Raw genomic sequence first — 13,027 nt, 5'->3', positions numbered from 1 at the left:
CATCATGCCTTTAAAACCTTTGCAGGTTTGGATTCTTTGTAGGTATAAACATTATAGCTGCAAAGAAATTGAGCTGTATATTTTGCAATGAAAGAGCCTGTCAGAATAGGGATGAAAATAATATAGCCGCCGGGCACCAGGCTGCATGCAAGAAATAAAGCTGTCAGCGGCGCATGAATAGCAGCGCTCAACATAGATGCGGCGCCTACCAAAGCGAAATTCAGTATTATCAAATGCAGGCCGAACAAATGATTGCATGTATAAGCCACCAGCATTCCCAATACCGCCCCTGTCACTATACTTGGTGCAAACACACCGCCATCGCCACCTGCACCCAATGTAAGCGATGCCACTAATGGTTTTATTAAGATTATGGCAATCAATATAAGTGTAAAAGAAAACGTCGGCTTGTTTTGTTGTGCTTGTTGTATCAGTTCAGAAATACCATGATAACTGTCACCATATAATTGTGGCAGAAAGAAAATGGATAATCCCACCAAAATAGCTCCTATATTGACTCTTAAGAAATTATTGTCAATCCGTGCAAACCTTTCTTTAATAAAAATAACAGACTTGGTGAAATAAACGGCTAACAGACCGGCTAAAATGCTCAGCAATATGAAATAAGGGATTGCGTTTCCTTTCCATCCGGAAACAACAAAATGGAATATACTGCCGCTATTCATTTTGTACATATATAACCATGAAACAAAAGTAGCGCTGATGCAGCTGACCAAAATGGGTTTATTTACTTTTCTCGCTATTACTTCCATTGCAAACAGTAATCCGGCCAGGGGGCTTCCGAATAAAGTAGCGACACCTGCTGCAACCCCTGCGCATATTAATTCGGTTTTGTAGGCAAAAGCTATTTTCCCTTTTTTATGTGCTACCGCACCTACAGTAGCCGTTGCAACCACAGTAGAAACTTCAATGCCGGTAGAGCCGCCGAATATTACAGTAAGGAAACCATTGATATAATGTGAAGGGATTTTGAACAAAGGCAGGTTATCATTGCGCGTTTCAATGGTTTTGTAAATTTCTTTAATGCCCTTGTTTTGTTTTTTCCTGAAGGCATATTTCCTGAGGAAATAAATAATAGTAATACCTACAGATGGCAATATGATAAAAAGCCACGGTAGTTGTTCTACTTTGTGGAAAATATTTTCCTGGAAATAACCTGTGATTCTTTTTAATGAGTCGGCAATCATAGTAGCCAGCATTCCGACAAGAAGGGAGGTGAGAAATAATTTAAAATAATTATACCTGATTATAGTTTTTCGCATTTTGCAAAATGGTTAGGCGGCAGTAATTGCCGATTGGCAGTCTTAAAAGCAAGCCTTATGAAAGGAAATAATTGCAAAACTAAGCTATGAAAGCCGGGCAGCTGATTATAATACAGGATTTGACTTGTTATTAACTTTATTTATGCTCTTTTGCGGGCTTTTCAATTTTGAACAGTTTATAAGCCAGGGTCAACCCTGCTTCATCAGGATCGGTGTAAGTATAAGTACTGCGCTTTACCAATTCCCTGCCGCCATTGCCCATTACGTAATAAGTAACGCTTTTCTTTTTGCCGTTATTGGCAAAAAGAAAAGTTACTTCCGGAGCGTCGGTGCCGCCTTTTGTAATCCAGTTGATATTACAATCTTTCAGACGTTCTATCACCTTTGCATCAGGCGTTCCGATGATGCTCAACCGCAGGTTTGGTTTTACATCTGAGAAAGGAAGCAATTGCGGAAAATTAATGTAGAAAGAATTCACGCTTTCGTTGTATTCCTGATCATTGTCTTTCTCTTTGGCACACAATGCCAGAGCTTCATACACACGGGCTGCAAAGAGTTTCTCATATTCAATATCAGTTTTTTCATTGTTCAGAATGTCATATAAAAGCTTTTGCGCTTCGGTATAATTGCCCTTTTGCATATACAGCTTTGCCATGAACAGTTTAAAATACTTCTTTACCAATGGCCTTTGGTCATCCTTCAGCTGCTGTTCAAACTTTGAGATGAAAAATTTTGTACTGAAATCGCGCATCAGGAACCATATTTCATCCCAGCTTACAGTACTTTCTGTTGAAAACAACCTGTAAATAACCAGGTCACGTTCGGGATTATTGGCAAATTGATTGACGATTAAATATTGTAATAAATATTTCTGGCTATTCTCTTTTGCAACCTCAGCAAGGTTTGAGGGCGAATACCACCAGCCCTTGTTTTCAAATTTTATTTGTTGAATACGTTCAATATTATTCATCAGTTTCACCATATTGATGCTGAAATCATAATGGCTTTGCCCCAAAGTTGTTCCTATATGTACTTCCTTGAATGCTTCTGCTTTATTGATATATCTTTCGCTTTCCTTTTCGTCGCCGTTATAAGCGCAGGCCCTTGCCAGCGCTATATTGTACCATCCGAAACCGGGCGTGGAACCGACTGCCTTAATCATGTCTTTCATACTGGCAGTAGCCCGCTCCGGATGTGCTTTATAAATGTCTATTATAGAACCGTAATAAGCCCATTCCTGCAGGCGTTTGTCGGCTCCATCCTGCATACTGGCAAATTCATATTCTTTCTCGGCTGTTCTGAATTTTCCCTGAATGGCCTGAAAAGTAGCATAGTTATTATGCGGAAATGCGGCCGTTTCTTTTAGTAAGTTGTAATATTTATTGGCAGAATCGATTTTTAAAGAATAACTGTACAAAAGCGATTTATAATGATAGACGCCAAGCCTGGCTGCCGCTTCGTAACCAGGGAAGAAACCCTTTACCAAATCATTATCCAGATGTATTTTCCTTAAGCCCGAATCCAGGTAAGCATTCGCTAATTTTTCATTTTCATTAATGTTATCTTTTAGAAATGAATACTTTGATGAAGTATAAAAACGATTGCGGTGCACTGTCCAGGCAAGGTAATCGTAAGACTGCATATATCCCTCATTCTCAAAATTCCATTTTAATGTCCTGCGGATTACCTTCATGGCTTCTTCCGGCTGATCGGTATTGTTATAGCACTCCATCAGATTATAAGCTATAACCGAATAATCCATGTGAAACCGGTAAGCAGGAAAATAGGTCATTAAGTCTGATGTACGGATTCTTAACAAACGCGCATAATCGCGTTCCAGCTGATAAATAGCTTTTTTCAGCGGCGTGATGGCATTTTTATAACCTAAAAAATCAGCGGCGTGATTTACTTTATACATGCCTTCATACATCCACCCGATGTAGTAACTGCTGTCAATCCGCAAAAATTCTCTCGACCGCGGTAAGGCATCATTACTGTTAATATCTGTTCCGGTGCGTTTTGCATCAATTTCATAACGCTTTTGAGGATTGCGCGGATGGTTGACAGGGATTATCTGAGCGCTTGCGGCAACACTATAGATGACTAATAACAGTAATGAAAATAACAGGCGCAGTTGAATCTTATATCTCATGAAATTTCACAATTGGATGTAATCCTGTTTCAAAAATACCGAAAAACAAAACACGCGCATGATTTCAATGAATGTCAGATGAATAATTATGCTGTTTTGGAATAATGATTCGCACACTTTGGAATAATGTGTGGAGTAATTGCTATTAATTATAAATGTGTTATAACCATAGCTGATATTTTTTAAGATAGTGCGGTTCCTTCATCAACGTTTATCTACAATTAATTTAACTTCGCAACCGAGATGATAGCACCGGAATCCATACAACAGGTCATTAACAGAAGCGATATAGTAGAAGTAATCGGACAATTTTTGAAGCTGCGCAAACGTGGCGCAAGCTATATAGCCAATTGTCCTTTTCACAATGAAAAATCACCTTCTTTTAATGTCAATCCTTCCAAAGGTATTTATAAATGTTTTGGTTGCGGAAAGGGTGGTGATGTAGTTTCTTTTGTGGAAGAATATGAGAAATTTTCTTTCGTGGAAGCCATACGCTGGTTGGCAGATTATTATCAGATAGAGCTTAACGAAACGGAGGCTCCGCAGGAATATAAGCAACAACAGCAGATTGAAGAAAGCCTTCGCATTGTCAATGAATTTGCCGCTAAATATTTTGAAGATATCCTTCACAATGATGAAGAAGGCCAATTGATTGGCGGCGCTTATTTTCAGGAACGTGGTTTCCGTAACAACATTATCGAGCAATTCAGATTGGGTTATTGCCTGGATAAATGGGATGCATTTATTACAGAGGCTTTGGCAAAAGGCCATACACAGGAATTGCTTGAAAAAGCGGGCCTGATAAAGGTCAGGGATGGCAGGGCTTACGATAATTATAAAGGCCGTGTCATATTTCCCATCTTCAGCAATACCGGAAGAATATTAGGTTTTGGCGCACGTATCCTGAAAAAATCGGAACATGCGCCTAAGTATGTCAATTCACCCGAGAATGAATTGTACGTAAAGAATAAAGTGCTTTACGGTCTTTATCAGTCGCGGCAAAGCATTGGTAAGCTGGATGAATGCTATTTGGTTGAAGGCTATACCGATGTCATTTCTTTACACCAGGGCGGCGTTACCAATGTCGTTTCTTCCAGCGGTACTTCCCTTACCGAAGGGCAATTAAAGCTTATTAGTAATCTCACCAAAAACCTTACCATTCTTTATGATGGCGATGCTGCAGGTATTAAAGCTGCCATGCGTGGTTTGGATATGGCTTTGTCTGAAAGTTTTAATGTGAAGCTTGTTTTGCTTCCCGACGGGGAAGATCCTGATAGTTTTGTTCAGAAAAAGGGAGCGGATGCTTTCAATAAATTTATTGAAGAAAACAAGCAGGATGTTATAAGGTTCAGGCTGGGACTGGGTTTGAAGGAAATAGGGAATGACCCTGTGAAAAAATCGCATCTTGTAAACGAAATTGCCGAAACGATTTCGAAGATTAATAAAACGGAAGATTTTTCCATTCAGGCCGATTACATAAAGGAAAGTGCAAGGCAACTGGATATTGATGAAAGCGGCCTGATCAATCTTGTCAATAAATTCATCAGGGACAGGTTAAATCAGGACCAGAGGCAACAGGAGCGCAAGCAGGGACAGTCTGCACCTGTGGAAGATGAACCTGAAATTTATTTTGATGAAGAAACCGGTGAATCGATCATTGTTGAGATTGGCCGGAAGGAATACAACGAAGAATGGCAATTATTGCGTATTCTGTTAGAGTACGGAAATAAAGATTATAAAGAGCAGGGAACGGTTGCTCAAATATTTTTTGAAACCATAGATCTGGAGCTGCTTGAAAGTCCGCTGGCAAAACGCATGGTTATGGAATATTATAACCTGTGGAATGAAACACAGCAAATACCCGACCATCGCCACTTTACAAGCCATCTTGACAAAGTAATACGCCAGAAAACGGCAGATTTATTACATGTCAATTATGTGCCGAGCCAGAACTGGCATATTAAGCATAAAGTGGAAGTGCTGCATGGCGAACAAATCTATATTGAAGAAATAGACAGCACCTTTGCCTACTTTGAACTGAAGCTGTTGCGCCGTTTGCTGAATGAAAACATGAAACAGATGCAACATGAGCAGGACATTCAGAAAATAATGATGTTGCAAAAATCACACCAGGCGCTAAAGCAACGTGAAAAAGAACTGATGAAGATTGTAATCATCAGATAACAGTAATCTTCCCCCCGTTTCAAAGGAACCCTCTCCTTATCAATAGTGTACAAATAGCTGATAACCGCATGGATATGTTGTGTCTTGATATTTGTTAATGTATTCTAAATTTTTAAATTTACATTGACCAAATGATTGCCTCACAATTTTAATCAAAGAAAAAATGAAAAAGCTATTACTTGCAGCACTATGCGTTAGTGCGTCAGCAACACTTTTTGCCCAGGTACCGGACATGAAATCCCGTTCGGTTGTTTTCAAGTTCACAGAAACATGGTGCGGCCCTTGTGGTGAATGGGGCTGGGAATTAGCAGAAGATATTATCGGAGATTTAGGAGATAAAGGATACTATATTGGTGTTATGGGTTCCAGCACGCCTGCAACAATGGATGCAAATTGCTACGATGCATTTGAAAGTAATTTCCCGATAACGGGGTATCCTACTTTTATGGTGAATAATACGGACGGCGGGTTTATTCTGAGTAGTGTTCAAAATGTGTATAATCCTGTATATACAACAGCCCCGGTTGTAAGTCCTGCAGGTGTTTACACTATCGCCAATAATAAGATTACCTTAAATACCAAAACAAAATTCTGGTCTAATACTACCGGCGATTATTATGTAGCCGCTTATGTGGTTGAAGATAGCGTATTGGCTACTCAGAACGGGCAAACAGGAATGGTAGGCCATCATCATATTTTAAGGGGGTCGATGAATACGGATTTGTCGCCCTGGGGACAAAATTTGGTGAATGGATCTGTAAATGCCAATGCTGAATATACAAAGGCTTTTACAATGGATATTGCACAGGGATGGGTTGCGAATAAACTGGAAGTTTATGTTATTATCTATAAAAAGGAAGGAACAACCTACAAAGTAGTTAATGCAAAAAAAGCATCTCTGCCAACTACCGGCATTGCTGAAATTTCCGGTCTTAAGGGAGTTAAGTTATTTCCCAATCCGGCAGGCAGAAATGGCGCTAATATATCTTTTGATTTAGCGAAGGCAAGTTATTTAAGCATTAATGTTACCGACATGAGCGGCAGGGTGGTGCAAACTATTAAGGGAAAAGATTATGCTACGGGTGTCAATAATGTTTTTATTCCTACATCCATGTTAATGAGCGGTGCTTACAGCATTAATATATATGGTAATGAAGGCGTGCAGCATGAGGCTTTGATAATTAACAACTAAGACAACTGTATAATTGAGGGACAGGGAGAAATTATCACTAACACAACAGGGTTTGCACTCCATGTTATAATCTTCTATCTTATCCCTTCAACACAATTTCATTTGAAAAAATGCCTGTATGCCTATTCCTGTTGACAGGAACGGCACACAGGCATTTTAGGTTGGTAGAAAGAAAGCAGCAAGCCTTTGACAAATAATGAACGTATTTTGATACTATTATTAACAAATAAATGAATTAAATTCATTTATTTGTAAGTATAATTGTTAAATAAGTTAAATTAATTGTCGAATAAGTTAAATTAATTACCAAATAAATGAATTTAATTCACTTAAATGTAAACTTAATTGTCAATAGAGATAGTTTTATGCTCATAAAAATGAAATGAATTCACTTAGATGTAAATTTTATTGTCAGTGGAGTTAATTTTATTCTCATAAAAGTGAATTAAATTCACTTTTATGTAAATTTAATTGTCAACAGAGTTAATTTTATTCTCATAAAGATGAATTAAATTAACTTATTTGAGAATTATAGTGGCATGTGGATTAATTTAATTACCAAATAAATTAATTAAATTGCCAAATAAGTTAATTAAACTAACAAATGAGTTAATTATAGTAACAAATAAGTTAATTAGATTACCAAATAAGTTAATTATAGTAACAGATTTGTTTAATAGTTGGAACTTATTGATACGAAAAAATGTTCATCTTGTGCTTTTTTGTCATCTTACGGACATGATGAAAATTTATTCTGTGCTGTTCTTTCAGGATTATGAACTTAAATAGCCGCCTGTAAAGGCGGCTATTTAAGTTATTGTCTTTTTATAAATGCTATTATCCAACCAATTCTTTGGCATTTTCCATTGCTGCTTCAGAAGGCTTTTCACCACCAATCATCTGGGCAATGGCACGCACTCTTTCATCATTATCCAGCAGCCTGATATTTGTTTTTACTTTATCATCGGTCCCTGTAGTTTTATAAACAAAATAATGGCTGGTGCCTTTACCTGCAACCTGTGGCTGGTGCGTAATGCAGAGTACCTGATGATACTGGCTTAAAGAACGCAGCAGTATGCCTACCTGTTTCGCAGCTTCACCCGAAATGCCTGAATCTACTTCATCAAAAATCAATGTCGGCAACGCCAGCGCTTTTGCAGTCAGCGCTTTAATGCAAAGCATAATCCTGCTCATTTCACCGCCTGATGCCGCTTTTTCGACAGGGGAGAATTTGCCGCTTTTGTTGGCGTCAAACATAAACTGAATATGGTCGGTTCCGAATTCATGCAAGGCTTTGGAATCACTGACTTCTACCTGAAGAATGGCGTTAGGCATGCCAACCAGTTTCAATAATTCGTTTACTTTCTTTGAAAATTCAGGAGCCGTTTTAATTCTCCGGTTATGCAATTCTTTAGCCTGATGATTCAGCTCTTTTTCCGATTGCGCTATTTGTTCTTCTAATTGTTTTAATGCTGTGTCTGAATTGTTTTGTGCTTCCAGTTCAGACGATAATTGCGCATAGATGGCTAATAATTCTGCAGTAGCCGAAACGCCGTGTTTCTTAAATAACCTGTAGCCGGCATCAATGCGTTCCTGTAAAAAGCTTAATTGTTCAGGATCCAAATCCACTTTGCCTTGCAGGTCATCCAGCTCACCTGCTATATCTCTTAATTCCAGCAATGCACTTTCCATTCTTTGTACTAATGCTTCGGTGCCGGGCTGCACATTTACAATTGTTTGCAGTTGTTGCAGCATGCGCTTTAATTCATTATTAAGTGGCTGTTCGCCTTCTTCCAATGAACCGTAAACCAATTGCAACGTCGCTTTTATTTGTTCCGCATGGCTCAGTTGCTTTAAATGAATTTCTGCATCTTCTATCTCGTTTTCCTTAAACGCAGCCTGCTCCAGTTCATCAAAAAGAAATTGTTTGTAATCAGCTTCTTTCTGCCACTGGCTCTGACTTTCAGCCAATTTTTTATATTGCTGTTGCAATTGTTTATAGGCTGAGAATTGTAGTTTATATTCCTGCAACAATGACTGGTTTTCCGCAACAGCATCTATCACTTCATACATAAAAGTATTCTCCTGCAAGGCGCGGTTGTCAAATTGCCTGTGCATGTCCACCAATGCCGATGTAAGCTCGTTCAATGTTGTAAGCGTTACAGGCGTATCATTTACAAAAGCCCTGCTTTTACCGCTTGCGCTTATTTCCCTGCGGATAATAGTAACAGGCTCGATGTCTAACTCTTCACGCTTTAACAGACTATTGAAATAGATATTCTTTTCGGTTTTGAAACTGGCTTCCACTACACTTTTATCTTCACGGTTTATCAGCACGGAAGTGTCGGCACGTTCGCCGAGAATCAACGATAATGCGCCGAGTATAATAGACTTACCGGCACCGGTTTCGCCTGTTATTACATTCAGGTAAGGGTCGAATGTAATTTCAAGTTTATCTATGAGTACGTAATTGCGGATGTATAATTTCTGTAGCATAATGATTCAATGGCAAATTTAATGGTTGTGTCAGGAATAAAAGCCATTTTGAATTATTTCTGCGGTAAACCTTACAGGTTTCAAAACTTAACCTTATAGGTTTCAACTCCTAAACCTTATAGGTTTCAACTCCTAAACCTTATAGGTTTCAAAAACCTATAAGGTTTTATGGATAATATTTTCTGTTTAAAATCTATTTTTGCCGCATGACAATTCAGGATGCGCATCAATATTTAACCGAAAGATTACAGACAATATATGATGTTTCAGAAGCAGAAAACATAACCGTATGGGTTTTGGAATCGCTTACAGGCTTTACCAGACTGATACAAAAAATGAATGCAAAGCAGGAACTGACGGATTTGCAGCAAGCGGAACTGGAGGGTTATATCAATGAATTGCTGCAACACCGGCCTGTGCAATATGTTTTGGGCGAATGTTATTTTATGGATATGAAATTGTTTGTGGATGAAAATGTTTTGGTTCCAAGGCCGGAAACCGAAGAATTGGTAGACTGGATTATTAAATATTGTCAATCGCAAAACATAACAGAGCCTGCTATTTTAGATATCGGAACAGGTAGCGGTTGCATCGCACTGGCATTGAAAAAGCATATTCCGGAATCAAAAGTAACCGCTATTGATATTGCTGAAGGGGCATTGAACATCGCTAAAAAGAATGCCAATGATACCGGACTGGAGATTGACTGGAGGCAAAACGATATTTTAGACAAGGCAACATGGGGCTTGCTCCCTGAATTTGATGTTATAGTGAGTAACCCTCCTTATATTACTTTACAGGAAAAAGAAACTATTTTGCCGAATGTTTTGCAATATGAACCGCATCAGGCTTTATTCGTGACAAATAATGATGCACAGCAATTTTATAAAGCCATTGAAGGTTTCGCCCAGGAAAAAATGCATCAGAGCGGCGTTCTTTTCATGGAATTACACCGGGATTTTGCAAAGGAAACGCAGTCTTTTTACAATAGCAGGAACTGGCATACAACATTAAGAAAGGACATGCAGGAAAATGACCGGATGCTGATGGCTTGGAAATCCTGAATCCCGGACACTAACATCTCAAATCTAAAATTTGGCATTTGAATTCCTGTTTGTTACTTTTGCTACCCTTGAAAAACACATTAAATTATGTCTGAACAAGTAGATAATATTATTCATAATACAAGTGATTTAATGAACAAAGCCATTGTTCACTTGGAAGGCGAATTACAGAAAGTAAGAGCGGGGAAAGCAAACCCGCAAATGCTGGAAGGTTTGATGGTTGACTATTATGGCTCTCCGACGCCTTTAAACCAGGTTGCAAACGTAACGGTAGCCGATGCGCGTACACTGACTTTACAGCCCTGGGAAAAAAGCATGATCCAGCCTATAGAAAGGTCTATCATGCAAGCTAATCTGGGTGTTACACCGCAGAATGATGGTATCATGATTCGGTTGTTTTTACCGCCATTAACGGAAGAACGTCGTAAGGAATTGGTGAAAAGAGTAAATGCTGAGGGTGAGCAAGGCAAAATTGCATTGAGAAATATCCGTCGTGATATGATTGAACAAGTGAAGAAACTACAGAAAGACGGTTTGAGCGAAGATGAAGCAAAAGATGCGGAAACACGCATTCAGGGTATTACGGACAAGAATATAGCTGCTGTTGACCAACATTGCAAAGACAAAGAGAAAGAAATCATGACTATCTGATTTTTATTAAAATATTGTAGAGCCGCGCAATTTTGCGCGGCTTTTTTGTACAGATGTAAAAAAGAGATTGTCAACTTTCAAAAGTTGACAAATCTTAAAAGCTGGGGACCGGCACCATAACAGCAACTTTTAGTTCAGCAGTTTTTTCAATCATCCGGCCATACACCAATCCACCCATTTAACCATTTAATTACCTCCATGCTTCCTATCTTTGCCGCACATGCGCATTCTTAAGAAAATACTCAGATTTTTTGCCTGGTTTATAGGCATTATTCTTATAACCGTTCTCATTTTCTGTTTTTATGTCTGGAAAGTTTCAGATGCAAAGCCGCCTGTTGTTTCAGACAGGAGTGCCGAACAATTGCAACGCCGGAATATAGACAGCACTGCATTTACCATAGGCAATAATTGGTTACGTAAAAATAAATACGGTTTGTACGAAATGTACACCTCCGGTACGCCTTTTGAACGGGGTGTTATAAACGGGAAATTATCTAAGGAGTTAGTGGTTTCTCAGGAAGAAGCTTTTACGCACCAGATAAAGAAAATGATTCCTTCTTCTTCTTACCTCAAATTCCTGAAATACATTGTCGGCTTCATGAACCGTGATTTGCCGGCACATGTTACAGAGGAGTATAAAGAGGAGATTTATGGTATTTCATTGGCAGCTTCCGATAGTTTTCAGTGGATTGGTACTAATTATTCCCGTCAGTTGAATTACCATGCGGCGCACGATATCGGTCATGCTTTACAAAATCTTATGTTGGTAGGTTGTACGTCTTTCAGCGCCTGGGACACGAAGACTGAAAACGGTGCTTTGATTGTAGGCCGTAATTTTGATTTCTGGGTAGGCGATGAATTTGCAAAGAATAAGATTGTCTCTTTTGTAGCGCCTTCAATGGGTCATAAGTTTGCTTTCGTGACATGGGGCGGTTTTATCGGAGTCGTTTCAGGTATGAATGATAAAGGCCTGTCTGTAACCATTAATGCAGCAAGGTCATCTATTCCCACAGGAGCGGCAACACCTGTTTCGCTGGTAGCAAGAGAAGTGTTGCAATATGCCGGAAATATTAAGGAAGCTGTAGCTATTGCACATAAAAGGAAAATGTTTGTCAGTGAGAGTTTTCTGGTTGCTTCCGCTGCAGACCATAAATCTGTTATCATAGAAAAGACGCCCGATACTTTGGCGGTTTATGACCCGAATAAAGACAATATTGAATGTGCCAATCATTATCAGAGCGATTTGTTTAAAACACAGAAGCTGAACGAAGAACAAATGGCAGGAAGCGCTTCTGTATACAGGTTCCAGCGTACACAGGAACTGTTGCAACAAAATTATCCATTGACCCCGCAGAAAGTTGCCAATATTCTCAGGGATTATAAGGGATTGGGTGGAGCAGATATCGGAGTAGGAAATGAAAAAGCTGTTAACCAGTTTGTGGCACACCATTCTGTAATATTCATGCCGGACAGTTTGCGAATGTGGGTAAGCACTTCGCCCTGGCAAATGGGTGCATATGTTTGTTACGATTTACGGAAAATATTTGCCATGAATGGTCTGCATCAGGATGTTGAAATTGCTGACGAAAATCTGAATATAGCGCCTGACACGTTTCTTCAATCGGATGTTTATCGTAAGTTTTTATTGTTCCGGCAGACAAAAATGGACTGGATGGATAAACTGAATATTAATGTCAATAATTTCGTTCAGAATGATCCGCAGTACTACGATGCTTACAGGTTAACAGGCGATTATTATAAAGCACATAAAAATTATAAAGCCGCTATTGAAAATTATCGTATTGCACTTACAAAAGAAATTGCAACAGTAAAGGAACGGGAAGCAATAGAAGATAAGATAAAAGAATGTGCAAAAATGAGTAGTAACAGAAAATAGAAAGCGCCCTCCATAAAATGAAGGACGCGTGAACCATAACCGCACACTATGAAAAGATGTATGGTTTAGTGCAAAAACCATGCCAAAAACGACAAACCGGAGAATGTG

Annotated in this window: 8 protein-coding genes; 5 read left to right on the top strand and 3 right to left on the bottom strand. The window is 38.9% G+C overall.

Annotated elements, in window-relative coordinates; genetic code table 11:
• Positions 1–2 precede the first annotated feature (2 nt).
• A complete protein-coding gene (locus F0919_RS01755) occupies positions 3–1,283 on the bottom strand; it encodes a chloride channel protein (RefSeq protein WP_150030988.1) in 1,281 nt (426 codons plus the stop codon).
• 136 nt (positions 1,284–1,419) lie between these two features.
• A complete protein-coding gene (locus F0919_RS01750; protein ID WP_150030987.1) occupies positions 1,420–3,435 on the bottom strand; it encodes a hypothetical protein in 2,016 nt (671 codons plus the stop codon).
• A gap of 243 nt (positions 3,436–3,678) precedes the next feature.
• Between F0919_RS01750 and dnaG the strand changes: the two genes are divergently transcribed.
• Both dnaG and F0919_RS01740 read left to right on the top strand, forming a co-directional pair.
• Complete coding sequence (dnaG, locus tag F0919_RS01745) at positions 3,679–5,619, top strand: DNA primase (protein WP_150030986.1); 1,941 nt, start codon at positions 3,679–3,681, stop codon at positions 5,617–5,619.
• A gap of 163 nt (positions 5,620–5,782) precedes the next feature.
• Positions 5,783–6,811 carry an Omp28-related outer membrane protein gene (locus F0919_RS01740; protein ID WP_150030985.1) on the top strand — a complete coding sequence of 343 codons (1,029 nt, stop codon included), beginning with the start codon at positions 5,783–5,785 and terminating at the stop codon, positions 6,809–6,811.
• A gap of 837 nt (positions 6,812–7,648) precedes the next feature.
• Here the strand turns inward: F0919_RS01740 and recN are convergent.
• Positions 7,649–9,307, bottom strand: a complete 1,659-nt coding sequence (recN, locus tag F0919_RS01735) for a DNA repair protein RecN (RefSeq protein ID WP_150030984.1) — start codon at positions 9,305–9,307, stop codon at positions 7,649–7,651.
• A 206-nt stretch (positions 9,308–9,513) separates the two neighbouring features.
• On the opposite strand from recN, the gene prmC reads away from it, so the two are divergent.
• From prmC to F0919_RS01720, 3 genes are all read left to right on the top strand, one after another.
• Positions 9,514–10,371 (top strand): peptide chain release factor N(5)-glutamine methyltransferase, encoded by an 858-nt coding sequence (gene prmC, locus F0919_RS01730; RefSeq protein ID WP_150030983.1) that lies wholly within the window; start codon positions 9,514–9,516, stop codon positions 10,369–10,371.
• 87 nt (positions 10,372–10,458) lie between these two features.
• Positions 10,459–11,022, top strand: a complete 564-nt coding sequence (frr, locus tag F0919_RS01725; protein ID WP_150030982.1) for a ribosome recycling factor — start codon at positions 10,459–10,461, stop codon at positions 11,020–11,022.
• A 220-nt stretch (positions 11,023–11,242) separates the two neighbouring features.
• Complete coding sequence (locus F0919_RS01720) at positions 11,243–12,919, top strand: C45 family autoproteolytic acyltransferase/hydolase (RefSeq protein WP_150030981.1); 1,677 nt, start codon at positions 11,243–11,245, stop codon at positions 12,917–12,919.
• The last annotated feature ends 108 nt before the right edge of the window (positions 12,920–13,027 follow it).

Origin of the sequence: Taibaiella lutea, assembly GCF_008629695.1 — a bacterium.
GTDB classification, from domain to species: Bacteria; Bacteroidota; Bacteroidia; order Chitinophagales; family Chitinophagaceae; genus Taibaiella; species Taibaiella lutea.
Note: the sequence above shows the minus strand (reverse complement) of the source record. Positions and strands in the feature narration are given on the sequence as shown.